The 25,510-nt window shown below is 62.7% G+C and carries 22 protein-coding genes, 1 tRNA gene and 1 pseudogene; 10 read left to right on the forward strand and 14 right to left on the reverse strand.

Going from position 1 to position 25,510, the window contains the following annotated elements; genetic code table 11:
- Nucleotides 1–28 precede the first annotated feature (28 nt).
- Entirely contained in the window at nt 29–337 is a 309-nt protein-coding gene (locus BBJ41_RS00160) for a hypothetical protein (RefSeq protein WP_069744786.1), read from the reverse strand.
- Between the two features lie 684 nt (nt 338–1,021).
- Entirely contained in the window at nt 1,022–1,303 is a 282-nt protein-coding gene (locus BBJ41_RS00165) for a hypothetical protein (protein WP_069744787.1), read from the reverse strand.
- A 207-nt stretch (nt 1,304–1,510) separates the two neighbouring features.
- Between BBJ41_RS00165 and mobQ the strand changes: the two genes are divergently transcribed.
- Nucleotides 1,511–2,716: a MobQ family relaxase gene (gene mobQ, locus BBJ41_RS00170; RefSeq protein WP_069744788.1), complete on the forward strand. Its 1,206-nt coding sequence runs from the start codon at nt 1,511–1,513 to the stop codon at nt 2,714–2,716.
- Nucleotides 2,713–3,006 carry a hypothetical protein gene (locus tag BBJ41_RS00175; RefSeq protein WP_069744789.1) on the forward strand — a complete coding sequence of 98 codons (294 nt, stop codon included), beginning with the start codon at nt 2,713–2,715 and terminating at the stop codon, nt 3,004–3,006. Before mobQ ends, BBJ41_RS00175 begins: the two co-directional genes overlap by 4 nt.
- Before the next feature lie 3 nt (nt 3,007–3,009).
- Here BBJ41_RS00175 and BBJ41_RS00180 read toward each other — a convergent pair whose 3' ends face one another.
- From BBJ41_RS00180 to BBJ41_RS40130, 7 genes are all read right to left on the reverse strand, one after another.
- On the reverse strand, nt 3,010–3,537 hold the full coding sequence (locus BBJ41_RS00180) for a 3'-5' exonuclease family protein (RefSeq protein WP_069744790.1): 528 nt from the start codon (nt 3,535–3,537) through the stop codon (nt 3,010–3,012).
- Between the two features lie 193 nt (nt 3,538–3,730).
- The gene (locus BBJ41_RS40125) at nt 3,731–4,468 is read right to left on the reverse strand and encodes a hypothetical protein (RefSeq protein WP_156814703.1); all 738 of its coding nucleotides are present in this window, start codon (nt 4,466–4,468) and stop codon (nt 3,731–3,733) included.
- 20 nt (nt 4,469–4,488) lie between these two features.
- On the reverse strand, nt 4,489–5,589 hold the full coding sequence (locus BBJ41_RS00185; protein ID WP_069744791.1) for a spore germination YkwD domain-containing protein: 1,101 nt from the start codon (nt 5,587–5,589) through the stop codon (nt 4,489–4,491).
- A gap of 43 nt (nt 5,590–5,632) precedes the next feature.
- Nucleotides 5,633–5,917 (reverse strand): hypothetical protein, encoded by a 285-nt coding sequence (locus BBJ41_RS00190; protein ID WP_069744792.1) that lies wholly within the window; start codon nt 5,915–5,917, stop codon nt 5,633–5,635.
- 200 nt (nt 5,918–6,117) lie between these two features.
- Nucleotides 6,118–6,309, reverse strand: coding sequence for a hypothetical protein (locus tag BBJ41_RS00195; RefSeq protein WP_069744793.1), 192 nt, complete (start codon nt 6,307–6,309; stop codon nt 6,118–6,120).
- On the reverse strand, nt 6,306–6,905 hold the full coding sequence (locus BBJ41_RS00200) for a hypothetical protein (protein ID WP_069744794.1): 600 nt from the start codon (nt 6,903–6,905) through the stop codon (nt 6,306–6,308). Before BBJ41_RS00200 ends, BBJ41_RS00195 begins: the two co-directional genes overlap by 4 nt.
- A 9-nt stretch (nt 6,906–6,914) precedes the next feature.
- Nucleotides 6,915–7,130: a hypothetical protein gene (locus BBJ41_RS40130; RefSeq protein ID WP_156814704.1), complete on the reverse strand. Its 216-nt coding sequence runs from the start codon at nt 7,128–7,130 to the stop codon at nt 6,915–6,917.
- Nucleotides 7,131–7,997: 867 nt separating this feature from the next.
- On the opposite strand from BBJ41_RS40130, the gene BBJ41_RS40135 reads away from it, so the two are divergent.
- Together BBJ41_RS40135 and BBJ41_RS00210 are read left to right on the forward strand one after the other, a co-directional pair.
- The gene (locus tag BBJ41_RS40135; protein WP_156814705.1) at nt 7,998–8,948 is read left to right on the forward strand and encodes a retron St85 family effector protein; all 951 of its coding nucleotides are present in this window, start codon (nt 7,998–8,000) and stop codon (nt 8,946–8,948) included.
- A complete protein-coding gene (locus tag BBJ41_RS00210) occupies nt 8,945–9,910 on the forward strand; it encodes a retron St85 family RNA-directed DNA polymerase (protein ID WP_069744796.1) in 966 nt (321 codons plus the stop codon). Before BBJ41_RS40135 ends, BBJ41_RS00210 begins: the two co-directional genes overlap by 4 nt.
- Nucleotides 9,911–10,262: 352 nt before the next feature.
- Here BBJ41_RS00210 and BBJ41_RS00220 read toward each other — a convergent pair whose 3' ends face one another.
- The 3 genes from BBJ41_RS00220 to BBJ41_RS00230 all read right to left on the reverse strand — a co-directional run bounded on the left by BBJ41_RS00220 (nt 10,263) and on the right by BBJ41_RS00230 (nt 12,548).
- Entirely contained in the window at nt 10,263–11,309 is a 1,047-nt protein-coding gene (locus BBJ41_RS00220) for a site-specific integrase (RefSeq protein WP_069744798.1), read from the reverse strand.
- 163 nt (nt 11,310–11,472) lie between these two features.
- Nucleotides 11,473–11,547 (reverse strand) — tRNA-Val (locus BBJ41_RS00225).
- 98 nt (nt 11,548–11,645) lie between these two features.
- The gene (locus BBJ41_RS00230; protein ID WP_069744799.1) at nt 11,646–12,548 is read right to left on the reverse strand and encodes a LysR family transcriptional regulator; all 903 of its coding nucleotides are present in this window, start codon (nt 12,546–12,548) and stop codon (nt 11,646–11,648) included.
- Between the two features lie 174 nt (nt 12,549–12,722).
- Between BBJ41_RS00230 and BBJ41_RS00235 the strand changes: the two genes are divergently transcribed.
- The 3 genes and pseudogenes from BBJ41_RS00235 to BBJ41_RS00245 all read left to right on the forward strand — a co-directional run bounded on the left by BBJ41_RS00235 (nt 12,723) and on the right by BBJ41_RS00245 (nt 17,177).
- On the forward strand, nt 12,723–14,474 hold the full coding sequence (locus tag BBJ41_RS00235) for an acyl-CoA dehydrogenase family protein (protein ID WP_069744800.1): 1,752 nt from the start codon (nt 12,723–12,725) through the stop codon (nt 14,472–14,474).
- The gene (locus tag BBJ41_RS00240) at nt 14,471–15,679 is read left to right on the forward strand and encodes a CaiB/BaiF CoA transferase family protein (RefSeq protein WP_069744801.1); all 1,209 of its coding nucleotides are present in this window, start codon (nt 14,471–14,473) and stop codon (nt 15,677–15,679) included. The genes BBJ41_RS00235 and BBJ41_RS00240 overlap by 4 nt, the downstream gene beginning before the upstream one ends.
- A 101-nt stretch (nt 15,680–15,780) precedes the next feature.
- Nucleotides 15,781–17,177: pseudogene (locus BBJ41_RS00245) on the forward strand (MFS transporter).
- Between the two features lie 136 nt (nt 17,178–17,313).
- On the opposite strand, the gene BBJ41_RS00250 reads toward BBJ41_RS00245, so the two are convergent.
- Together BBJ41_RS00250 and argA are read right to left on the reverse strand one after the other, a co-directional pair.
- Nucleotides 17,314–17,589, reverse strand: coding sequence for an oxidative damage protection protein (locus BBJ41_RS00250; RefSeq protein WP_006478357.1), 276 nt, complete (start codon nt 17,587–17,589; stop codon nt 17,314–17,316).
- A 51-nt stretch (nt 17,590–17,640) separates the two neighbouring features.
- The gene (gene argA, locus BBJ41_RS00255) at nt 17,641–19,020 is read right to left on the reverse strand and encodes an amino-acid N-acetyltransferase (protein ID WP_069744802.1); all 1,380 of its coding nucleotides are present in this window, start codon (nt 19,018–19,020) and stop codon (nt 17,641–17,643) included.
- A 23-nt stretch (nt 19,021–19,043) separates the two neighbouring features.
- On the opposite strand from argA, the gene hrpA reads away from it, so the two are divergent.
- From hrpA to BBJ41_RS00270, 3 genes are all read left to right on the forward strand, one after another.
- Nucleotides 19,044–23,249 (forward strand): ATP-dependent RNA helicase HrpA, encoded by a 4,206-nt coding sequence (gene hrpA, locus BBJ41_RS00260; RefSeq protein WP_069744803.1) that lies wholly within the window; start codon nt 19,044–19,046, stop codon nt 23,247–23,249.
- Nucleotides 23,250–23,429: 180 nt separating this feature from the next.
- Nucleotides 23,430–24,419: a YVTN family beta-propeller repeat protein gene (locus tag BBJ41_RS00265; protein ID WP_069744804.1), complete on the forward strand. Its 990-nt coding sequence runs from the start codon at nt 23,430–23,432 to the stop codon at nt 24,417–24,419.
- Nucleotides 24,420–24,435: 16 nt separating this feature from the next.
- The gene (locus BBJ41_RS00270) at nt 24,436–25,410 is read left to right on the forward strand and encodes a sterol desaturase family protein (RefSeq protein WP_069744805.1); all 975 of its coding nucleotides are present in this window, start codon (nt 24,436–24,438) and stop codon (nt 25,408–25,410) included.
- Nucleotides 25,411–25,510 lie beyond the last annotated feature (100 nt).

A 25,510-nucleotide genomic window follows, 5' to 3' on the forward strand; every position in this document is an offset into this window, starting at 1 on the left:
GCGGTGGGGAGGGGCGCGATATCGACCATCAGGCGGTCGTCGTCATTTCCGCCTCACGAACGCCGGGTTGCGCCAGATCCTTCGCCGAGAGCGGGATCCGCTCGCCTGTCTGCGGCAATTCTTTCCGCTCGACCGCATGCAAGATCCGCCGCTTGCCCAATTCAAACGCAAGCAGCAACTGTCTCGATGTCCCATCGGCAGCGCCAAGTTGTTCGCAAATCACTTCGGACTTCAGTGAAAAGGCGCAATAGCCCCACCCGAACGCGTATGCCGAAAACCATAGCGTCGGCCCGGAAGTGACGATTGGCATCGTCACGGTGGTACTCGGATGATCCATGGCCCTTTACCTTTCCGTCCGATAGCATGACAACCATTTCCGCATGGCGCACACGGAAGGCATGTGTGGGATTATGGCACGCATCAGCCTGCCGACCAGGCTGTCATGAAATTTGGTAGCGATAGTCAATCGTGCAAGCTGTCGACGTCCGGCGTGCGCCTTTGCGTGTCTTCGCGAGTCGGCAACAGCCTTCAAGAAATTGTCCCTACCCGGTTGAATCCGCAGCCGAATCCGGACGGTTGCCGTCCCGACAGTCCACGACAGGCTTAAACCGACTGCGGCCATTCGTTCTACCGCCATCTCACGGCAGCCTTCGAGGCGCTTTCGTTGTGAATGGTCTTGGTACAGAACCCCTTGGAGGTCCGTTGAGGGGTACGAAGCGGTCGCCCAAACGTCCAGTCACTGGCAGAGGCAAACGTCGCTTGATGGCCGAACTGAGTCAGACAATCTGACGCTGTCTGCTTGGTCTGGTCCAGCCTTATACATATCAACGGATCAACGTGCTGCGCAGGGTCGAGTTACGTTGTGAATCGTTTCGATGTGCTTCCACGCGCGGCGCAACGTTGCTTCTGCAGCGAATGCGCTTACATTCAATACTTACAATTGGCTTGCGTTATCAACCGTTATCAACCGTTATCAATCGTCAGTGTTCGAATGCAAGCTCTTATATGGGGCGGGGCTCGCTCACTCCTGAGCTTGTGCGTGAACGGGCAAACCAAAAAGAGCTCTGTCCTGCGTGCGGACCAGGAACTGGTCCATCAACTTGAGTAGGATGGGTTCGGCAACCTTCCCATGCTGCACCTGGTCGAGAAAGGCAGCGCCGACCAAGACCTTTCGGCGGGTGTCTTCGGTACGCTGCTTTTTCGTATTTGCGGCCCGCTTTCTAGCCTCGATTTGTTGTTGCTTGGCCTTCAATTGCTTGAGCCTTTGTTCGGTCTCTGCAAGGCGTTGATCGAGCGTAACCATCGTGGTCCTCGTCTAGTAGTTGTGCGGACATCATAGCGCTGATTTTCGACGGTTCAAACAGCAGAACTAACGGTAATATCTAGCGATCGGTTGTGGTCCCGAGCAAAGCAAGGGCGCACTTAGAGTAATCCCTTCGGGATTACGTGCGGGCCTTCAGCCGGACCCCTGCGGGGAGCAAAAAGAGAGGATGGCGTGGCGCAGTTTCATATGAGCGTGAAAGTGATAGGGCGGAGCGCGGGGCGGAGTGCGACCGCCGCTGCAGCGTATCGCAGCGCCGTGCGCATCTTGGACGTTCGCACTGGCGAGGTCCACGATTACACCCGCAAGAGGGGCGTGCTCACCACCGCGCTTATGCTGCCGGGCGGGGCCATGCCAGACCGTGCCACGTTCTGGAACGAGGTCGAACAGCACCACAAACGCGGCGACGCGGTGCTGGCTCGCGAGTTCACGCTTGCTCTGCCCACAGAACTGCCGGACGCGGAGCGTGCACGGCTCGCGTTCGACTATGGCCGCGAGCTAGCCGACCGCTACGGCGTGGCAGTCGATGTGGCGATTCACGAGCCGGACAAGCAGGGCGACCAGCGCAACCACCACGCGCACGTGCTGATGAGCGCGTGCACCGTCGCCCCGGATGGCTCGCTTGGCCGGAAGGCTGTCGAGCTGGACCCGATTCACTGCCAGAAGCACCGCATCGAGAACTTCGCAGAGCGCGAGCGTACGCGCTGGGCGGGGCTGCACAACGAACGCATGGCCGTGCTGGGCCGCGATGAGCGCATCGACCACCGCAGCCTCGAGGCGCAGGGCATTGACCGTCCGCCGACGAGACATATGGGGCCTGCGGTCGCCGAGATGGAGCGCAGAGGTATTCGCACTAATGTCGGTTGGCGGATTCAGCATGAGGCCAATGAGCAGCTTGTGAACGCAGCCAAGCTGGGTGAGATCGAGCGAGAGGCTTGCGAAGTCAGCTGCGCCATCATCGATACGGAAATCGATCTGCAGGCGGCGTTACAGGAGCGTGCGCGGCGCGCTGCTGAAAAGAGTGTCGGCAGAGCCGCCATCGAAGCCGAGAGGGCTCGGCGTGTCACAGGCCTCGACAGGTTGCCAAAAATCGGAGGGGTAACTTACGTCTTTGCCACGAAAGCGCAAGAAGCACTGCTAGCAGCGGGGAACGATCCGAGTAAGGTCGATTGGGGTGCTGTCGAGGTTGTAACCGCCCGCGAGTGCCTGAACGCTGGGCATGAGGCGAAAGCGGTTATCGATACGCTGGTGAGGTATTCGCCGCTACGCGCCGATCCGGTCAGTCACTCAGTTGTTACTGAGGTAATCCAGGGGTATGCGGCCCGCTTGGAAGCGCAGCGCGAGCAGGCGAAACAGAAACACAATGGACCGCGTGGGCCAGGACGTGGAACATGAGCGAGCACAACAATGCCATGCGGGCGCTGTGCGGCAGCGCGGCGGTCAGCTATCGAGGGAGTCTCACACCTGATGTCCTGGTCGCGTTCCTACGCACGGGCGTCGTGGCGGACAATTGCTGCACGCAGCTCGACTATGCGATCGAAGAAGTGCCACCGGGGCTGTGGCGAAAGGCGCTGCGTGACTTTGACGACGTAGAGCAGGCGGCGATGCGTCGTATGGTTGATCGCTATGCCGAAGCTCGGCGATTGCACTTGACGACTGCAATGGCCGTTTGGTTACGCACGTAGTAACTAGGCCCCGTACAGTTTGCCAGCAACAATGCCGCTTGCCGGACGGGTTTTCCGGGAGTCCATCCACGCGAGCCATCCGCGCCGGTAGGCTCGCGCGTCGGCCAGCGCGTGGTGCTCGCGGGGGTCCATCTGGTAGTACGCGGCGACCGTTCGATCGTAGATCGTGGTGTCAACCAACTGCCGTAAGTCGTAGTAGTGATCGGCCAGGTTGGCTGGCCGCGGCGTGCCGAGCAGATCGAGCAGGAAATGCCAGTCGGTTTCTGAATCGCAGGCGACCATTACGGTGCGTGGCGCGTGCGCGAGCCATGTGCGTAGCTCGGCGCAGGCCTTGGCGCGCGGCATGCGGGGACCGTCGAGCAGCGGCAGCACTTCGCGCTTCACGAACGCGGTGCAGTCATCAGGCGTCCACGTGTCGGCCACCTCGGCGTAGAACTCGCGTCGGCCATCTTCGGCCACGAGTGCGAGGCTGATGAGCTGGGGTCGCGATTGACCGAGGCCGGTGTATTCGGTGTCGAGAAACAGTAGCATGGCGCGAGCATTCTGACGCTGGAAAGCGTCCCATCACGCGAATTACATCGTGATCCTAGGGGAGGACGCCATGAATGTTACCGCACTGAACACGATGCACGCGCGAAGAAAATACACCTGACGGCTGAAGCGGAACTACGTCAAACAGCGATGAAGAGCGAGGCGTGCAATGCACGCCTCATTTCACGTTAGCTTAACGGCCGCAGGGACCACCGATCGCGCTTTGCGATTGAGCCAATCTGAATCCCACAACCTGTGTTGTGCCGGGGTTAAGCATACAAGCCATAATTTGGCTTGTTTCGTTGTACACGTGCCCTTCATCCCCTGCATTGCTGTTGGTCAACACGTAGGGCGAGAAACCGAGCTTGTATACATCGTACGGCCCATTGGTCGGCGGCAAGCCACCATACATGTTGCCAGCAAAGCTGGTACCAGGCGCCTGGCAGATCCGAGGAGGCGGGAGCGTGACGATGTCATTGACGACTTGGCTGGTCATCTCCGACTGAGGACCAACAAATGCGGACGGCTTGCTGACGTACTTCCCATACGAGGCGGCCGTGTTGATGCATGCCTGCTGCTGGGCACTTTGTCCGATGCCGCCGCCGCCAGGATTTGGTGCGCAGCCCAACCCTACCCAGCTCGAACCATTCCAGCTCGGAGCTTGTGTTTGCGTCAAGCCAGCGGAACAGATCGGCGGCGCTTGGTAGTCGCACGACGGTGAGGTCCAACGGGAGCCGATCCACTGGGCGGCAGCCATTGTCGTCCAGCCTGCATCTGTCGAGCAGGTTGGCGCTGGCTGGGCTGCTGCATACACATTGGGTGCGCAGGTTGAATCTTCAAATCCATACGAGCACCGTACCGGCCCGGCAAACGAGGTAGGGCTGAATAGCGATACAGCCAGGAACGACAGCATGACGACAAGACTTTTCATGATGACCGGCTCCCGTTTTCTCAGCTCGCGGTGGTGAAGGTCCACGCCGTGTTGAGCGACGTGCTGTTACGTGCGCCGTTGAATTGCACGGTGTACGTCGTGTTGGCTGTCAACGGAGCGAGGGGCAGCAGGAACGCGACGCCGCGGAACAGCTCGTTATTCGGATCTGCCGTTGCGGCCGAAGTTGACCCGGCAAGCGCCGCCGAAGGCACGATAATCCGGGCAGGCACGACGGTTCCGTTTGCCGCCGTCAGCGTGAAGCTGGAGACGGTCAGCAGATCTCCCGATGCTGCAGCGTTCACCATCACCATGATGGGGCGACCAGGCTTCGCCACGTCCGGAGCCGGGTTAGGAGATTCGCCGATGCTCATGGCAGGGGCCACGTTCGTCTCGTTCGCCAACGGCGAGTGAGCGATTGCCGTCGTCGGCATCTGCTGACCTGCCCCCAGTTGCAGAGTGTTCGAGCCGGGCGTACCGGATACCCCAGCCGTTTGGCCGAAGTCGAGCACACAGGTGTAGTTGACGAAGCCGCCCGCGGTCGGCTGGTTGAAGCCGATTCCCACGGTTTGCTGTGACGACGTAACGCTCTGCAGGTGATAGACGGTATTCAGATGCCAGGACACGCAACTGGTGCCGTAGTCTGCCGCTGACGCTTGCGCAAAGTTCTGCGCGGCAACTTCTCCAATCCATTCCGTCACGGGCACACCTGCCTTGCGCGCCCGTGCGAGAGGTGTATCGGCGTAGTAGTCCGCGAACGTCGAAACCTCATCGTGAGCGACGGCCGCCAGCTTGCCATTGGACAGATTCGAATACAGGTACTGCGAGTGTGCTTGGGCCGACGTATCGAGGATCTGGTCCTGGGCGAGGACACCCACGCCCATCGCGAGCCGGTAAGCGTTCAGCGTCGAGAATGCGGAGGCCTGCATCGAGCCAGTGGCATACGTCGTATTCGGGGCGCTCGTTTGGGGCGGGACACTCGTGCCGGTGGGCGGGGTCGTCTGAGCGGGTGGGGTCGATGCGTTGTTGGTCCCGCTGTTGCCACCGTCACCACCACCGCCGCACGCAGCGAGCGTCACGCTCAACGAGATTGCTGCAAGGATCGAAACGTTCTTCTTGATCATGTTGGAATGGCCTATGTTGCTGTTGTTGTAGAGAGGTTGTGTGTCAAAGCGGACCGAATGACGACAGGCTTTTAACTTGTCGTATCAGCTCATAAGGGTCATCGCTTGGGTTTATCTGTTTACCGGTAATCAGAAATAGTTCGGATAACGTTTTTTCATCGCATCGAGCCATGAATTCATCCATCAGTGCAAGCACGGTCGCGTGCTGGATCTTGCCGCGCTTGATGGCGTCAAGCAACGCGGCGCCGCACATCAACATCAGAATCGAATCAGCGTGCCACGTGTCCGGAGCTTCTCCGCTGGGCAGGTCGGTTGAGTCATCTTTCATATCGACACTCCGATCAAAGACTTTGTGGAAGGCTTACGCGAAGGCTTTGTGGAAGACTTCGCGAAAGGCTTTGGCCATGTCTTGGCATCCCCCGTTACTGCGTTCGCTATTTGATGAAAAACCATATAAATCAACGCACATTTAAAATAAGTAGTACGTAGTAACAGGGGCGAATGCGTACTACCTGACGGTGGTGGTTCCTAGCGGCTGATCAGCTTTCCGATGCTCGTGCTGAGCAGCTTGATCGCAGCTCCTGTCAGCCCGAACAGGGTTGCGAGAAGGCCACGTGCTTCGCGACCAGCGTCGAGGCCCGCGAACGCATAGCCGGTTTGCGTGTTGTAGTCGCGGATATGCATCAGCCGTTGATGCAGGTTGTTGGGGTTCGGTTTCATATGGTGCTTTGTGCGAGATGGTTGAACAGACCTTCGATTGCTTCTTCAGCGAATCCACTTTCTCCGTAGTAGGCCCAGTCGTCAACGATCTGGCAAAGGTATCTCAGGTGCGATTCCGCGTCTTCAGGTTCTAAGTCACGAACCATGCGGGACGTAAACCGCTCGAAAGTGCCCCTCGGGCATAGGTTGGCTACGGTTCCGTCATCGTTCACAACGAATCCAAGCCTCTCCAGCGGAACACGTGACATCAGGACCAGCACGGCAGCAGCAAAGTATTGATCGTGTGCGGAGTGTCCACGTATTGCGTAATCAATGTGGTGGGCCACTTCATGGATGTACACCTGTCGGATCTGCCAGTGCCCCCACCGGCGTGAGACCAGGCTGTTGTTCAACTCGACCGTTTGGGGCGAAGTTATCAGCTGGGCTAAGCCGAGTGCGTAGTCGTAGTCTCCGAGATCCCAAAAACGCGCTGTCGGAAGACGCTTCAATCGAAGAGCCGATGCTAGTTCAGGGCAGAGAGCGTCCTGAACGAAGCCCGGGGTCTGAACTAAAGGACTGTCCAGGCCGCGCTCATAGCAAAGGATGGGGATCTCCATCGACCCGTGTCAGCCGCCGAGCAACCGAATTTCGAGAGCGTTGCGCCGCTCGCGCTCCTGTCGAAGTTCTCGGTGGGCGAGGCTGAGAAGGTGTGTGAGTTTGCCGTGCGCTTCGGATAGGTCGTCAACAGCCCGTTCAAGTGAGGCGATGTATTGGGTATCGCTCATTTCCAGATCGTCCAGATCGGGCGATGCGCTCACAAGGGTAAAATTCTTTCCAGCCATGATGCACCTCTTCAGTAGGTGGTTGTGGTCAGGCCTGGCGCGATGTTGGTAGCACCGTGTCGGGCCGCTCGACGTTACTGCCCTCGATTGATTTCAGTGTACTACATATAGCAGATAGATAGCAGCTATCTGCTATTTTTCATTGCCTCATATGCGTCCAGCGCTCGCTCCATGACTTCCACCAAGAGAAGACCGTCTCGCTGAGCTATAGCCCTAATGCGTTCATCAAACTGCGGCGTCACCCGCGTAGCGAATTGCATAGTGCGATTCGATCTACGGGCGCTACGACCGTCTATTCGCTTTGTGGCCGCTTGTGGTTGGGTGTCAAGATTCTGCCCGCCGTCTTCGAGTGGCACGCCTGCGGGGGATCGCTGTCTTTCGGTTTCGATTGGTTCACCATGAGTACTCAGCCATACGATTGTGTATTTTTGATCCTATCAGATAGATAGCAGCTAGATAGAGTGATGTCGAGATTTGGTTCCTCGTTTGTGGCTCCGCACTCCGCATAAGCCGTTCAACGCAGGCCCCTCCGGAGCACGTGGGCGAGGGCTGCTTCGAAGCTCGCTTCGTAAGTATGGCGGCTGCTTGCATGGGGCAGGCTAGCGATAGGGGGGCATAGGAGGACCGTAGTCAAGATGTAAGTGGCCAACGTGCCTTCCCCTTGACAGCAAAATGATGGGGTGAGATATTTTCGTCGTTCTTTACGCGAACAGAGCTAGGCAGCTTTTAGGTTTTAGCTTAGTCGGGCGATTAGCCAGACTCCTTTTGATTGGGCGGCCCTATTCCGCGGATAAGCTCTGCGGCCCTCCGCCCGCTACGGTCCGCAGAGCTTATCCGCGGCCGTTCTAGGTAAAGAACACCTTCGTCATGGCCGATCAGGCAGTTGATCCACGACCTCTGCTGCTTTCTAGTATTGAAATTTCGGGTAGCCGGGTCGAGTTTTCTGACTCTCCAATTGTATTGCTCTGCGGTGGCCCGGTTCTACTCAAGGATCGCGTCGAGGACGACGACCCACCATTAGCGTCTTTGCGTGACGCGATCACACGCTCTATTCCACCGTACGAAATATTCCGCCCTGAGGAAATTCAAGGGTGGCATAACGATGCGATCTACAAAAATTTGATGGATTTCGAGGCAGACCTTGCGAGTATTTGCTCGTTGGTCGTTGTGGTCCTAGAGAGCGCAGGGGCATTGGTGGAGTTGGGGGCTTTTTCCCAATTTCCCGAACTAAGCAAGAAACTCATCGCGGTCAAGTCGAGCAGTTACTCGGATGATCCATCATTTATTAACCTGGGTGTTTTGAGATACATGATGGATAATCATCCGTCATGCGTAAAAAATTATCCTTGGAGTGTTAATAGACCTCAGGAAATATCTCGGGATGTAGTTGATGATGTTATTTCCGATGTTGCCGACGAATTGAGTAAGTTGGGCAAGGGGCAGCGACTAAAGCCAAGCTTGGCGACTCACATTATTGTTCTTATATGTGAGATTGTGCGCCTTATGACTGCCTTGAAGGAAGGTGAAATTTTAGAGTATTTGGCAATTTTTGGGGTGGATCTCCCGAAAGAAAAATTGCGGAGCAAGCTTTTTCTGTTGGAGGAATTTAGGTTGCTCGTTCGGGTCGTGTATAGTGATTCGACGTTTTATTTGCGCGGAAGTGAGTCATATCATCGCCTCAGTTTTGCATTTAAATCTGATTCTCGGCTTGATGCGTTCCGGGTTGAAATGGATGTAAAGGCTTATTATAGTGCTGATCCGAAGAGTCGACATCGCCTGCGAGCTATTGCTCAAGCCACGGAAAGGGCGAGAAAATGAAGATAGATCTTTCGCAAAGATTGCAGGAATCGCTTGGGGTTTCGAGTGATCAGCTTGCGCGCCTTGTTGCTCGAGCACCGTATGCGTATAAGGTCTACGAGATTAAGAAGCGCTCGGGAGGTATGCGCACCATTGCGCAGCCAGCACGTGAGACAAAATTCATTCAGATTTGGTTAATCGAGAACATCTTCAAAGAATTGCCGGTGCATGAAAGTGCCACGGCATATGGGAAGGGTTCTAGCATTTTGAAGAATGCAGTAGCGCATAAAGATAATCGCTTTATTGCAAAATTCGATTTCAGAAATTTCTTCCCGTCAATCAAGTACGAGGATCTGGTTGAGCATTTCACTCGCCATCTCTCTGGCGTTGTTTCTGATGCGGATGTGAAGATGATGGCTAGAATTGCGTGCATGCGATCCAAGACGAATGGGCGCATGCAGTTGAGTATCGGTGCGCCAAGCTCGCCTATTCTGTCGAACTCAATCATGTTTGAATTTGATAGCCAAATCTCTGCTTGGTGTGTGGAGCAGGGTATTGTTTATACCCGATATGCTGACGACTTGGCTTTTTCGACCGATGTAATCGGGGCAACTGCTAAAATTGAGCCGATTATTCGGCAGGCCCTGAGGGGAATTAATTATCCAGCGCTCCAAATTAATAACAAAAAGACCGTACAAATTTCAAAAAAATTTCAAAGGCGTGTTACCGGATTGGTGATAAATAACGAGGGTGATATTTCTCTTGGTAGGGATAGGAAACGAGAGATTAGCTCCCTTGTCCATAAGTTCACGCTTGGGGGCTTGGCTGACGACGACATATTTCGTTTGCAGGGCTTGCTCGGATTTGCCAAGGATGTTGAGCCTCAATTCATTGTCCGATTGAGTGCGAAGTATACCGCCGAGATCATCAATGTCATCCTGAAATTGAGAAAGCCGCCTAAGTTAAAATCGGATTTCAACTGAGTTGTGGGAGGTGAGATGGCTGCAAAACGGAGGGAAGCAGAAATATCTGAGGCTGACATTGGGGTTGACTGGAAAGCGTACGCTCTTGGTTTGGAGGGGGCGCTGCGTGAAAGCATGGCGCAAGTGGCGGGTTGGAGGGCGCTTAGTGATGCAATCACCAGTGAATTGATCGGCGTCGCCCCCCAAAGTGCCCTTGTTTCGGAAGAGAGTCGGAGGCGCATTTTTATCGATGCGCAGAACGCATACGCTAATGGCGGGCGCGCTGAATAATTTGAAAGAGTTTTCCGCTCGCCGTCGTTGTGGGCGGTTAGCGGTGGTTTAACTCGACATATTTATGAGGCGTGCTGGTTTATCAACCTAGTTTCAAGGCCAAATCCTTGGCGCGTGGGTGGTAGTAACGCCGTAGCATCTGGACGGTCTTGTGGCCTGTCACTGCGGAGAGTTCCAGGATGTTGTCCAACTTCTCAGCAATTCGCGAGGTTGCCTCGTGGCGCAAATCGTGAAAATGTAGGTTGTCGATCTTGGCCCGCGAACATGCCCGAGTGAAGGCTTTTTTTAGCGCGTCGGGCGATGTAGGAAATACCTTGTCCTCTGTCTGATTGACTCCCTGGCCCCATTCGAGCAGAGTCTGTGCTGCGCGCAGAGACAATGGGACGTCGCGCGATTCGCCATTCTTCGTATCGTGAAGTTGCACGAAGCGATCATCAAGGTGCACATCCGCCCAGCGCAATGACAGCAATTCACTGCGACGCATTGCTGTTTCTATCGCCAAGATCACGATAGGGCGGACACACTCGTTGCGTGTCCCGCCGGTCGAAAAATATCCTCGCTCGTGACGACAACTTGTTTCAAGTTCTGCAAGAAGGCGGGTTTCCTCTCCGGGAGTGAGTCTACGGGTGCGACCGCGATTCTCTTTGGGCCGCCGGATGATGGAGACAGGATTCACGTCAATGTGAACCCCCCATTCCTTTCGTGCGACGTTGATGACGTGACCGATGAGCGTCAATTCACGGTTGACGGTCGAGCCGGACACCTTTTTCCTCGTGGCGGATCCATTGAGGCGGCGGTCGCGGAAATCCGCCATAGCTTTGCCGCTTAAGGAGGCGGCCTTCAGTTGGGCTATCGGGTCGGTGCACAGAACCTTGATTCTCTGAATCTCTCCTGGGCCCCCCTTCTTTTGAGGCGAGACCTCCTTGCTGTACCGAACTAGGAGGTCGCCGAGCGTGTTTCGTTCTGCTTCGGTGCGATCCACGAACATGCCGCGATCCATTTCCGACTCAATGCGTCGCGCCCACGCTTCGGCCATCGCTTTTGTATCGAACGTAGATGTGCGGAGCGGGTAGCCGCGACGCCGAACCTCGGCTCGCCAGTTCCCGTTGCGTTTCCAGATAGATGCCATCGACAGGCTCCAGACAAAGGTTGAAAAATCGTCTGGGCTGGATTCTGCGATTCCGCCATTCTTCCGCCAAAAGCAAATTCCTGGGGGTTCGCGACAAAGAAAAAGGCCCTCGGCTTTCGCCTGAGGGCCTTTGTTCTTCGGGCTTCACACACCGATTAATCCTTGGTGGGCGGTACTGGGATCGAACCAGTGACCCCTGCCGTGTGAAGGCAGTGCTCTACCGCTGAGCTAACCGCCCAAAGAAGCTGAAATTATGTCAGAGCTTTTGGGGTTCGTAAAGCCCTTTCTGCAAATTTTTTTCAAGGCATCGGCAGGACCCATCAGCCAGCCACATGCTCAGCCCGCGAGTGCGGGCAGCGCGTCGATCGATTCGCGCACGTAGTCGGCGAAGCGCAGCGCAACCGGCTCGGTGGTGCCGCTGCGCTTCAGTGCGAGCGTGCGCGATTCGAGCGACGCATCCTTCAGCGGCCGGAACGCGAGCCGCTCGCTTTTCACCTGCTGCAGCACGCGCGGTACCAGCGCGATGCCCATCCCGAATTCGATCATCGACAGGATCGTCTGCCACAGTCGCGCCTCGTGGCGGATCAGCGGGCTGAAGCCCGCGTTCACGCACTGCGCGATGATCAGGTCGTGATAGTGCGGCGCCGCGTCGCGCGGAAACAGGATGAACGGTTCCGCTGCGAGCGAGGCGAGCGCGACCTGCTTGCGCCGCGCAAGCGGATGCGTAGCCGGCAGGCAGCAAACGAACGGCTCCGCATAGACGGGCGTCGATTCGACGTCGGGCGGGAAGTGGCCCCAGTGCGCATAACCGAGATCGATCTGGCCGCGCTGGATCGCTTGCACCTGCGCATGCGTGTTCATCTCGCTCAGCACGACCTCGACGCCCGGATAGTCGGCCTCGAAGCGCCGCACGGCGTCGGGCAGCCCGCGATACAGCATCGAATGGACGAAGCCGATCCGCAGCCGGCCCGCGAGACCCGATGCGGAACGCACGGTCAGGCGTTCGGCTTCGGCCGCCTGCAGCAGCAGCCGGCGCGCTTCGCCGAGCAATACCTCGCCCGCGTTGGTCAGCGCGACGGTCTTGTTGGTGCGCGAGAAGAGTTGCACGCCGAGCGCGTCCTCGAACTTGCGGATGTCGAAACTCAGCGCGGGCTGCGAGATGAACAGGCGCTTCGCCGCGCGCCCGAAATGCAGCTCCTCGGCGACCGCCACGAAGTAGCGCAATTGCCTCAGTTCCATGGTGTCTCCTCCCGGCGCCGGCATCGATAAGCGATATCTATCGTACCGGATAAATCCTGTATTGGACGCTTATCGATCGCGCGCCTACGCTCTGCGGAAGGCTTTGCACAAGGCTGTGCCGGGCGCTGCGGCGCCAGATCCGGCCAACGTGCAGGCAACACAGGAGACACATGCATGAACGACACCGCTTGTACGCCGGATACCGGCGCATCCAACATCCCCGACAGCCGCGGCATCAATTTCTTTACCGCCGATCCCGACCTCGGCGCATTGCTGAAGCTTCACCTCGGCGATGCGCGCTACGCCGAACTCGAGCCGCGGCTGCATGCGCTCGGCGCGCGCGTGTCGGGTGAACTCGACGAATGGGCGTCGCGCGCGGACAAGCATCCGCCCGTGCTCGAGCACCGCAACCGGCGCGGCGAGGCCGTGCAGCGGATCGACAAGGATCCTGCGTACGTCGCGCTCGAACGCGTCGCGTATTCGGAGCTCGGGCTTGCGTCGCTGAGCCATGGGCCCGATGCGGGGCCGCCGCTCGTCAAGTACGCGCTGACGTTCCTGTTCGTGCAGGCGGAATTCGGGCTGTGCTGCCCGGTCAGCATGACCGATTCGCTGACGCGCACGCTGCGTCGTTTCGGCGATCCGGCGCTTGTCGCACGGTACCTGCCGATGCTCGCGTCGCGCGACTTCGGCACGCTGTACCAGGGCGCGATGTTCATGACCGAGCAGGCGGCCGGCTCCGACGTCGGCCGCATCGCGACGCGCGCCGCGCGCGAGACGGACGCGCACGGCGAGACCATCTGGCGCCTGACCGGCGACAAGTGGTTCTGCTCGAACGCGGACGCCGATCTCGCGATGGTGCTCGCGCGGCCCGACGGCGCGCCGGAAGGCATCAAGGGCCTCGCGCTGTTCCTGCTGCCGAAGACGCTGCCGGACGGCACGCGCAACCGCTACCGGATCGTGCGATTGAAGGACAAGCTCGGCAGCCGCTCGATGGCGAGCGGCGAGATCGCGCTCGAAGGCGCGCAGGCTTACCTGATCGGCGAGATCGGCCGCGGCTTTCACCAGATGGCCGACATGATCAACATGTCGCGGTTGTCGAACGGCGTGCGCGCGGCCGGGCTGATGCGGCGCGCGCTGAACGAGGCGCTGCACGTCGCCGCGCATCGCGAGGCGTTCGGCCACAAGCTGATCGAGATGCCGCTGATGCAGCGCCAGCTGATGAAGATGCTGCTGCCGGCAGAGGCCGCGCGCGCGATGTTCATGCAGATCGCGCTGTTGTTGCCGCAGGCCGACGCGGGCGACGAACAGGCCGCGCGTTGCGTGCGGATCCTGACGCCGCTGATCAAGTTCCGTGCGTGCCGCGATGCGCGCCGCGTGACGGGCGACGCGATGGAAGTGCGCGGCGGCACCGGCTACATCGAGGAATGGAGCGATGCGCGCGTCGTGCGCGATGCGCATCTCGGTTCGATCTGGGAGGGCACGAGCAACATCGTCGCGCTCGATGTCGCGCGCGCCGCGCAGCGCGAGCACGCGCTCGACGCGCTGCGCGCGTTTCTCGGCGACCGGCTCGGCGCGGCGCCGCTGCCCGACGCGAGCCGCGCGGCGCTGCGGCGCATTCTCGCGCGCGCCTGCGACGGGCTCGCGCGGGTCGCGGCCGAAGGCGACGATTCGCGCGTGCGGCAGGCCGCATCCGCGCTGTATTACGCGAGCGCGGCGGTGCTGATGGCGTGCGAAGGCGTGCGGCTCGCGCCGGATTTCCGGCGTCTCGCGCTCGCGCACCTGATCGTGCGCCACAAGCTGCTGCCGGTCGATCCGCTCGCGCCGGCGTCGCTCGACGACGAATCGGCCGCGTTCGACGCGCTGCTGCGCGGCTCGCCGATCGCGCTGGACATGGCGCTCGATCTGCTGCCGGAGGTCGAACGATGAGCACGTCGCGTGGCGCACTGGACGGCCTGAAGGTCGTCGACCTGAGCCGTGTGCTCGGCGGCCCGTACTGCACGCAGGCGCTCGCCGACCACGGTGCAACGGTGGTCAAGATCGAGCCGCCGGCCGGCGACGAAACACGTGGCTGGGGGCCGCCGTTCCTCGGCGACACGGCCTGGTACTTCATGGGCGTGAACCGCAACAAGGAAGGGCTCGCGCTCGACCTGTCGCGCGAAGAAGGGCGCGCGATCCTGTGGCGCCTGCTCGAAGAGGCCGACGTGCTCGTCGAGAATTTCAAGCCCGGCACGCTCGCGCGCTGGGGGATGGACTACGCGCGCGACCTGCAGCCGCGCTTTCCGCGTCTGATCCACTGCGCGGTGACGGGTTTCGGTGAAGACGGTCCGCTCGGCGGCCTGCCCGGTTACGACGCGGTGATCCAGGCGATGGCCGGGCTGATGAGCGTCAACGGCGAGCGCGACGGCGACGCGACGCGCATCGGCTTGCCGATCGTCGACATGGTCACGGGGCTGAACGCGCTCGCCGGCATCCTGCTGGCGCTCGCGGAACGCGAGAAGAGCGGGCGAGGGCAGTCGATCGACATCGCGCTGTACGACTGCGGCGTGTCGCTGCTGCATCCGCACCTGCCGAACTTCTTCGGCTCGGGGCGCGTGCCCGGGCGCAGCGGCAACGCGCATCCGAACATCGCGCCGTACGACAGTTACCGCACGGCGAGCGTGCCGATCTTCCTCGCGGTCGGCAACGACCGGCAATTCGCGCGGCTCGTCGCGCATCTCGGCGCGCCGGCGCTCGCGAGCGATCCGCGCTTCGTCGACAACCGCAGCCGCTGTGCGCACCGGCCCGAGTTGAAGGCCGAACTGGAAACGCGGCTTGCCGCGCATGCGTGCGAGCCGCTCGCGCGCGACCTGATGGCGGCCGGCGTGCCATGCGGGCCGGTGCGAACGGTGGCCGACGTCGCGCACGATCCGCATGCGCTGCACCGCGACCTGTTCGTCGAGATCGGCGCGTATCGCGGCACCGCATCGCCGGTGAAGCTGTCGCGCACGCCGGCCACCTACCGTTCGCCGCCGCCCGCACTCGGCCGCGACACGCGCGCGGTGCTCGATCGCCTCGGCGTCGATCGCGCGCTTCAGCAGCAACTGCTCGATGCCGGTGTGCTGAAAACGGCGCCCGGCGAGGTGTCCGGTTAGGCGCCCCGATTGACGCAACGCCGCCGGCCGGCGGCGCAATGCCGGCCACCCGGACAAGGCGCGCGGCAGTCGCGCCACCGATCACGAACATGGAGACATCGATGAGCCGTCCGCAATCCCCGCCCGCCGTTCAGCCGCAACCGCGGCCCGGTCGCGCCGCCTTCGCGGCGTTCGTCGGCACCACGATCGAGTGGTACGACTTCTATATCTATGGCACGGCCGCGGCGCTCGTGTTCGGCAAGGTGTTCTTCTCGAGCACGATGGACCCCGGCGTCGCGACACTGCTCGCGTTCGTCACGTTCTGGGCCGGCTTCGCCGCGCGTCCGCTCGGCGGGATCGTGTTCGGGCATCTCGGCGATCGCGTCGGCCGCAAGACCGCGCTCGTGATCACGCTGGTGATGATGGGGCTCGCGACGACCGGCATCGGCCTGTTGCCCGGCTACGCGCAGATCGGCGTGTGGGCGCCGGCGGGCCTCGTCGTGCTGCGCGTGCTGCAGGGGATCGCGGTCGGCGGCGAGTGGGGCGGCGCGGTGCTGATCGCGAGCGAGAATGCGCCAAAGCATCGCAGCATCCTCTATGCGGCGTTCGCGCAGCAGGGCTCGCCCACCGGCAACCTGCTCGCGACGGCGGCGTTCTTCGCGCTCAGCGCGTTGCCGACGCCGTCCTTCCTGATGTGGGGCTGGCGCATTCCGTTCCTGCTGTCGGCCGTGCTCGTGATCATCGGCATGGTGATCCGGTTGAAGCTCGAGGAATCGGCCGACATGCAGCGCGTGCTTGCGCGCAAGCGTACTGTGAAGCTGCCGCTGCGCGAGGTCGTGCGCGATCACTGGATCGTCGTGCTGCTCGCGGCCGGCACGCTGCCGGTGATCAACGTCACGTACTTCCGCAGCACGTTCGCACTGTCGTGGGCGACGAAGGAGCTCGGCTACGCGCAGGGCACGTTCCTCGGCATCCTGTCGATCTCGCTCATCGTGCAGTTCCTGATGCAGCCGGTCGGCGCGTGGTTCGTGTCGAAGATCGACATGCGCCGCGCGATGTGCTGGATCCTGATTCCGGAGATCGTGCTGATGCCGGTGATGTTCCATGCGCTGGCCACGCGCTCGTACTGGGTGGCCGTCGCGGGCATGTGCATCTCGACGATTCCGTCGGCGATGTTCTACGGCGCGGTCGGCGGCGTGCTCGCGCGCGTGTTCCCGGCGAACATCCGCTACACGGGCCTGTCGCTCGCGTATCAGTTGAGCGCACTCGTCGTCGGCGGCGGCACGCCGGTGCTCGCGCAGGCGATCCTCAACGCGACGGGCAGCATCGTCGGTGTCGCGATCGCGTCGGGGCTCTATGCGCTCGTGTCGCTCGCGTGCATGCTGGCGCTGCTGAACCGCACGGGGTATCGCGCGGACGAGCTGTCCACGGCCGAGCGCAGCGATGCGGCGGAATGGGGCGCCGAAGGGGGAGCGCGGAGCAACCGGGCGACCGCGGCGCGCTGAAACCGGCCGGTTGAGCGGCACGGAACGCGATCGCCGGGGCGGTGCGGATCGCGCTGCCCCAAAAAGAAAACGGCACAGTGCGAATACACGGTGCCGTTTTTCTTCGGATCGCAAGGGGCCGGCAGGCTGCCGGCTCCGCGCATCACGTCATCAGCCTTCCGTCGGCGGCACGTAGCCGGACGCCTGGTCCGCGCCGTCGCCGAAGAAGTATTTCTCGGTCTGCTTCATCAGGTACTGGCGCGCGCGCGGGTCGGCCATGTTCAGGCGGTTCTCGTTGATCAGCATCGTCTGCTGCTTGAGCCAGCCTTGCCATGCTTCCTTCGAGACGCTTTCATAGATGCGCTTGCCGAGTTCGCCCGGCAGCGGCGGGAAATCAAGACCTTCGGCTTCCTTGCCGAGCTTCGCGCATTGAATCATACGGGCCATCGTGTACTTCTCCTGTAATCGGACTGGGGGAGGGCGGGCGTCTTGCGCCGCTCAGAGCTGCTTCATCAGCACGAGCGACTTGCGCTGCCAGTTATAGAGTTTGCGACGGTCTTCCGGCAGGTCGTCGACGCTGACCTTGACGAAGCCGCGCTTGAGGAACCAGTGCTCGGTGCGCGTCGTGAGCACGAAGATGTGCGTGAGGCCGCGCGCTCGCGCGCGCTGCTCGATACGCTTGAGCAGGCGTTCGCCGTCGCCCGAGCCCTGCGCTTCCGGCGCGACCGTCAGGCACGCCATCTCGCCGATCTTCTCCTGCTGGTACGGATACAGCGCCGCGCAGCCGAACAGCACGCCATCGTGCTCGATCACCGAGAAGTGGTCGATGTCGCGTTCGATCTGGTGGCGGCCGCGCCGCACCAGCGTGCCGTCCGATTCGAGCGGCTCGATCAGCGACAGGATGCCGCCGACGTCGTCCGGCGTCGCCTCGCGCAGGCTTTCGAGGTTCTCGTACGAGATCATCGTGCCGACGCCGTCGTGCAGGAACAGTTCGAGCAGCATGCTGCCGTCGAGCGACTGCGGGATCAGGTGGGCACGCGTCACGCCGCCGCGGCATGCGCGGATCGAGTGCTTCAGGAAGAACGCGTCGTCGCCCTGGACGTTGCCGGAATCGAGCAGCTCGGCCGCCGCGTCGAGCGACATTTCGCGGATCAGCTCGCCTTCGTCGTCGACGATGCCGGGGCCGTCGGTCAGGAACACGATCTTGTCGGCGCGCAGCGCGATCGCGGCGGCTGAGGCGACGTCTTCCATCGACAGGTTGAACGCTTCGCCGGTCGGCGAGAAACCGAGCGGCGACAGCAGCACGAGCTTGCGGCTCGCGAGAGAATGACGGATCGATTCGGCGTCGATCTTGCGCACGATGCCCGTATGCGCGAAATCGACCCCGTCGAGAATCCCCACCGGCCGCGCGGTCACGAAGTTGCCCGACACGACGCTGATGTGCGCGTGCGCCATCGGCGAGTTCGGCAAGCCCTGGCTGATCGCGGCCTCGATGTCGAGACGCACTTCGCCGGCCGCTTCCTTCGCGGATTCGAGCGCGCGCGCATCGGTGATGCGCAGGCCGTGCGAAAACTCGGATTCGACACCGTGCAGGCTCAGCTGCTCCTCGACCTGCGGGCGCGAGCCGTGCACGAGCACGATCTGGATGCCCATCGCCTGCAGCAGCGCGATGTCGGACACGAGCGCGTTCAGCAAACCCTGTTGCACCACCTCGCCCCCGAACCCCACGACGAACGTGCTGTTGCGGAACTTGTGGATATAGGGCGCGACGGAGCGCATCCAGTCGACGAACTGCGCGTGGCTGGCGGCCGAATCGTCGGCGGCCGGCGGCGTCGCGGCGGCGGTCTGGGCGGGAGGGAGGTCGGTTTGGGAATTCATGGGCGGGATTATAATGCGCCCCCATGTCGAATGTACCTAAAAGTCCCGCGCCGACGCGGGCCAAAACGCCGTCGGCCCGGCACCCGGATGGTGCGGCCGATGCGCGTCAGCAGCAGGGCCAGCCGCCGCGCCAGCAACAGGACAAGCAGGCGGGCCAGCCGCCGCGCGGGCCGCGCGGCGACGAACGGCGCGGCGAGGCGCGCCAGCAAGCGGCGACGAACGCGACCAACGCGACCAACGCGACCAACGCGCCCGAGGCGCGCGCGCCGCGCCGCGAGCGGCCGCCGCGCGCCGTCGTGGCGCCCAACCCCGTCCCGCCGATCACGTATCCCGAAAGCCTGCCCGTGTCGGGCAAGCGCGACGAGATCGCGCGCGCGATCGCCGGTCATCAGGTCGTCATCGTCTGCGGCGAAACGGGGTCGGGCAAGACCACGCAGTTGCCGAAGATCTGTCTCGATCTCGGCCGCGGCCTCGGCGCCGGCGGCACGGGCCTGATCGGCCATACGCAGCCGCGGCGTCTCGCTGCGTCGTCGACCGGCCGCCGGATCGCCGAGGAACTCGGCACGCCGTTCGGCGAGGTGGTCGGCTACAAGGTGCGCTTCACCGACAATCTCGCGCCGGGCGCGTCCGTGAAGCTGATGACGGACGGCATCCTGCTCGCCGAGACGCAGACCGACCCGCTGCTGAAGGCGTACGACACGCTGATCATCGACGAGGCGCACGAGCGCAGCCTGAACATCGACTTCCTGCTCGGCTACCTGAAGGAAATCCTGCCGAGGCGGCCGGACCTGAAGCTGATCGTCACGTCCGCGACGATCGACGCCGATCGCTTCGCGCGCCATTTCGGCACCGACGAGCGCCCGGCGCCCGTGATCGAGGTGAGCGGGCGGCTGTATCCGGTCGAGATGCGCTACCGCCCGGTGGCCGAAGATCGCCCGGCAGTGAAAAATGCCGAGGGCACGGCGAGCCGCGATCGCGTGAAGACCGCCCGCGAGGCCGAGCGCGACCTGATGGACGCGATCGTCGACGCGGTCGACGAGCTGTGCCGCGAAGGCCCCGGCGACGTGCTCGTGTTCCTGCCCGGCGAGCGCGAAATCCGCGAAGCGGCCGAGGCGCTGCGCAAGCACCATCCGCCGCACACCGAGATCCTGCCGCTGTTCGCGCGGCTCTCGGCGGCCGACCAGGACAAGGTGTTCAAGGCGTCGAACGCGCGCCGGATCGTGCTCGCGACCAACGTGGCCGAAACGTCGCTGACGGTGCCGGGCATCCGCTACGTCGTCGATACCGGTCTCGCGCGCGTGAAGCGCTATTCGTACCGGAACAAGGTCGAGCAGCTGCAGGTCGAGTCGATTTCGCAGGCAGCCGCGAACCAGCGCGCGGGCCGGTGCGGCCGTGTGGCCGACGGCGTCTGCATCCGCTTGTACGAGGAAAGCGACTACCAGGCCCGCGCGCGCTTCACCGATCCGGAAATCCTGCGCTCGTCGCTCGCGTCGGTGATCCTGCGGATGAAGTCGCTGCACCTGACGGCGATCGAATCGTTCCCGTTCCTCGAGCCGCCGCCCGGCCGCGCGATCGCGGACGGCTATCAGTTGCTCAACGAACTCGGCGCGGTCGACGACGACAACGCGCTGACGCCGCTTGGTCGCGAACTCGCACGGCTGCCGCTCGACCCGCGCGTCGGGCGGATGATTCTCGCCGCGCGCGACCAGCAGTCGCTGCGCGAGGTGCTGATCATCGCGAGCGCGCTGTCCGTGCAGGACCCGCGCGACCGGCCGATCGAAGCGCAGGAGCAGGCCGACCAGGCGCACCGCCGGTTCGCCGACGAGCGCTCCGAATTCCTGCAGTGGCTGAAGATCTGGGCGTGGTTCGAAGAGGCGGTCGCGCACAAGAAGTCGAACCGCCAGCTCGTCGATGCGTGCCGGCAGAACTTCCTGTCGCACCTGCGGCTGCGCGAATGGCGCGACGTTCATTCGCAGTTGCTGACCGTCGTGCGCGAGCACGGCTGGCGGCTCAACGAAGTCGAGGCGACCCACGAACAGGTGCATCTGGCCCTCTTGACCGGCCTGCTCGGCAACCTCGGCATGAAGGCCGACGACGATCCGCACTACCTCGGCGCGCGCGGAATCAAGTTCTATCTGTGGCCGGGCTCCGCGCTGGCGAAGAAGGCCGGGCGCTGGGTGATGGCGGCCGAACTGGTCGAGACGAGCCGGCTGTACGCGCGCTGCCTCGCGAAGATCGAGCCGGAGTGGGTCGAGAAGGTCGGTGCGCACCTGCTGAAGAAGTCGTTGTCGGAGCCGCATTGGGAAAAGCGTCCGGCGCAGGTCAGCGCGTACGAGCGCGCGACGCTGTACGGGCTGACGATCTACCACCGCCGGCGCGTCGCGTTCGGCAAGCAGGACCCGGCGCGCGCGCGGGAGCTGTTCATCCGCGGCGCGCTCGTCGAAGGCGAGTTCGACACGAAGCTCGCGTTCTTCGCGCACAACCGCAAGCTGCTCGCCGACATCGAGCAGCTCGAGCACAAGTCGCGGCGGCAGGACGTGCTGGTCGACGACGAGCTGATCTACGCGTTCTACGACCAGGCGATTCCGGAAGGGATTCACACGGGCGCCGCGTTCGAGCGCTGGTATCGCGACGAGGTGAAGAAGGGCGGCCAGCCCGAGGACAAGCTGCGGCTGCTGTACCTGTCGCGCGACGACCTGATGCGCCACGAGGCGGCGGGCGTGACGACCGAGCTGTTCCCGAAGCGCGCGACGATGGCCGGCGTCGAGATGGCGCTCACGTACCACTTCGAGCCCGGCACGCCGCGCGACGGCGTGACGCTCGCGGTGCCGCTCTACGCGCTGAACCAGGTCGATGCGCGCCGCTGCGAGTGGCTCGTGCCGGGGATGCTGAAGGAAAAGGTGCAGCTGCTGCTGAAGTCGCTGCCGCAGAAGCTGCGCCGCCACTGCGTGCCGCTGCCCGAGTACGCGGCCGGTTTCGTCGAGCGGATGGGCCGCGAGCGCTTCGGCGCGGGCGGGCTCGTCGAGGCGCTGATCGCCGACGTGCGCGGCGAGACCCAGATCGCGATGAAAACGGCCGACTTCAAGCTCGAGACGCTGCCCGCGCACCTGTTCATGAACTTCAAGGTGATCGACGAGCACGGCCGCCAGCTCGCGATGGGGCGCAATCTCGCGCAGCTTCGCCAGGAGCTGGGCGCGCAGGCGCAGCAGCAGTTCCAGAAGATCGCGGCGGCGTCGACGATCGCGACCACCGGCTCGGAGGCCGAGGCGCCTGCCGCTGCGGCGCCCGCCACCGCCGGCGCTGCCGGCCGCGGCGCGAAGGCCGGCAAGGGCACGGCGCCGCAGACGGCCGCCCCGGCGGAAGCTGGCGCGACGGCGCTGTACGAGAACCTGACGACGTGGAATTTCGGCAAGCTCCCCGAGCTGCTGGAGATCCGCCGGCGCGGCCAGACGCTGTACGGCTACCCGGCGCTCGTCGATCGCGGCACGCATTGCGACGTCGAGGTGTTCGATTCGCCGGAGGAGGCCGCGCGCATCCACCGGGCCGGCTTGCGGCGGCTGTTCGCGCTGCAGCTGAAGGAACCGATCAAGTTCCTCGAGAAGAACCTGCCGGGCCTGCGCGAGATGGCGATGCAGTACATGTCGCTCGGCACGCAGGACGAGTTGCGCGACCAGCTGATCGACACGGCGCTCGACCGCGCGTGCCTGCAGGACCCGCTGCCCGACGACGACGCGAGCTTCCACGCGCGCCGCGACGAGGGCCGCAGCCGCCTGAACCTGCTCGCGCAGGAAATCGCGCGGCTCGTCGGGCAGATCCTGGCCGAATACGCGGGCCTCGTGAAGAAACTCGCGCAGGCGAAGCCGTTCGCGCAGGCGCACGCGGATCTGCAGCAGCAGCTCGCCGCGCTGGTCGGCAAGCGCTTCGTGCTCGACACGCCTTACGTGCAGCTTGCGCACTTCCCGCGCTACCTGAAGGGCATCGCGCTGCGGATCGACAAGCTGAAGGCCGATCCGGCGCGCGACGCGAAGCAGTCCGGCGACCTGCTGCCGCTCGCCCAGCAGTACCAGCGCGCGGTGTCGCAGCGCGGCGGCGTCGCCGACCCGCGGCTCACGGAATTCCGCTGGCTGCTCGAGGAATTGCGGATTTCGCTGTTCGCGCAGGAACTGCGCACGCCGATGCCTGTCTCTGTCAAGCGTCTGCACAAGGTCTGGGAGTCGATGCAGCGCTAGCGCAACATCGGTTTTCCAGGCCCGTACCGGCGGCCGGCCCCGGCCGGCCGTACTGCGCACGCCGCGTCGGCTCATCCGGCCGCCGCGGCGTGCGTCGAAGTGGCGCAATACCGGCTTCCGTCAACCGGCGGGGCCGGTTGAACGTTTTACAATGACGGTTGTTCCACGACGTGAGTCTTCATGCGCACTTTCCTTTCCCTCGGCCGCACGCTCGCGCTGGCCGCCGCCGTGCTGGCGCCCGCCGCACACGCGAATAACGTGATCGTCCTCAATTCGGCCGAAGCGACGCTTTCCCTGATCGACCAGCAGACCCGCGAAGTCGTCGGCACGATGCCGACCGGCAAGGAACCGCATCACCTGATGGCGACGCCCGACAATTCGTCGCTGATTGTTGCTAATTCGGTCTCGAACAGCCTGATGTTCCTCGATCCGAAGACGGGCAAGCTGCAGCGCACCGTCGAAGGGATCGACGATCCTTACCAGCTCGGCTTCTCGCCCGACCGCAAGTGGTTCGCGGCGGCGGGGCTCCGCCTCGACCGCGTCGACATCTACGGCTACGACGGCCAGAACCTGCACCTCGCGAAGCGCGTGCCGCTCGCCGTGATGCCGAGCCACCTCGCATTCACGAAGGACAGCAAGACGGTGCTGGTGTCGCTGCAGGTGTCCGGCGAGATCGCGGCGATCGATTTGCCGACGCAGACGGTCAAATGGAAGATGAAGGTCGGCAAGGTGCCGGCCGGCCTGTGGCTCACGCCGGACGACAAGTTCCTGCTGGTCGGGATGACGGGCGCGGATTACGTCGCGGTCGTCGACTGGCGCAACCAGAAGGTCGTCAAGCAGATCTACACGGGAAAGGGCGCGCACAACTTCCGCTCGCTCGCCGACGGCACGCACGTCGCGGTGACGAACCGGGTCGCGAACACGATCAGCATCATCGACGAGAACACGCTCACCAACGTCGGCGACATCACCGGCCTGCTGCCGGGGCCGGACGACATGGAGCTGTCCGCCGACAAGAAGACGCTGTGGGTGACGTTCCGCTTCGCGAAGAAGGTCGGGATCATCGACCTGGCGTCGCGCAAGCTGGTGCAGACGATCGCCGTCGGCCGCTCGCCGCACGGCATCTACTTCTACGACCGCGCGCCGTGGAAGGCGGCGAACGGCGCGTGACGGACGGAGGCGGACGATGCTGCACCTGATCGATGCGTTCGTGTCGGACATCCAGACCTGGCTGTACGTCGACGTTGTGCAGCCGCTCCTCTTCAAGTTCAACCTGATGGACTATGACGAGGACACCTACGACGCGCTGTACTGGGTGATCATCGGCGCGCTGCAGATGGTGCTGATGTTCGCGCTGCTGCGCCCGCTCGAGGCGCTGCTGCCCGTCGAGCGCTGGAAGAACCGCCGGGCCGTGCGCGTCGACGTGATCTATACGGCGATCTCGAAGCTCGGCATCTACACGCTGTTCTTCTTCTTCGCGCTGCAGCCGGTGTTCGACAACTTCCAGGCGTGGCTGCGCCTGCACGGCGTCGCGAACTTCAACCTCGACTATCTGTGGCCGGGCGTGACCTCGCAACCGATCGTCGCGTTCGCGATCTATCTCGTCGTGCTCGACTTCGCCGGCTACTGGTATCACCGCTGGCAGCACAAGTTCGGTATCTGGTGGGAACTGCACGCGGTGCATCACAGCCAGCGGCAGATGTCGCTGTGGTGCGACGACCGCAACCACCTGCTCGACGACGTGATCCAGTCGTGCTTCTTCGCGGCGATCGCGCTCGTGATCGGCGTGACGCCGTCGCAGTTCGTCGTGCTGACCGCGTTCACGAACTTCATGCAGAGCATCCAGCATACGAATGCGCGGCTGTCGTTCGGCTGGCTCGGCGAGCGCCTGCTCGTGAGCCCGATCTTCCACCGGCGCCACCACGCGGTCGGCTACGGCCACGAAGGCACCAAGTACGGCTGCAACTTCGGCGTGCTGTTCCCGTGGTGGGACATGATGTTCGGCACCGCGTCGTGGAACCGCACGGTCGAGCCGACCGGCATTCGCGAGCAGGTCGAAGGCGTGTCCTACGGCGACGGCTTCTGGGCGCAGCACGGCCTCGCGTTCGTGCGGATCTTCCGGCGCCTGTTCTCCGCGAAGCGCGGCGCGGCGTCGGCCTGACCCGGCCACACTCCCGTTGAACGACGCTCCCACGCGGCCCGCATGCGCTTTGGCGCATGCGGGCCGCGTGGTTTATCCTTTCCCCGTTTTTCTCCGTCCA

The sequence above is a fragment of the Burkholderia stabilis genome (assembly GCF_001742165.1).
GTDB classification, from domain to species: Bacteria; Pseudomonadota; Gammaproteobacteria; order Burkholderiales; family Burkholderiaceae; genus Burkholderia; species Burkholderia stabilis.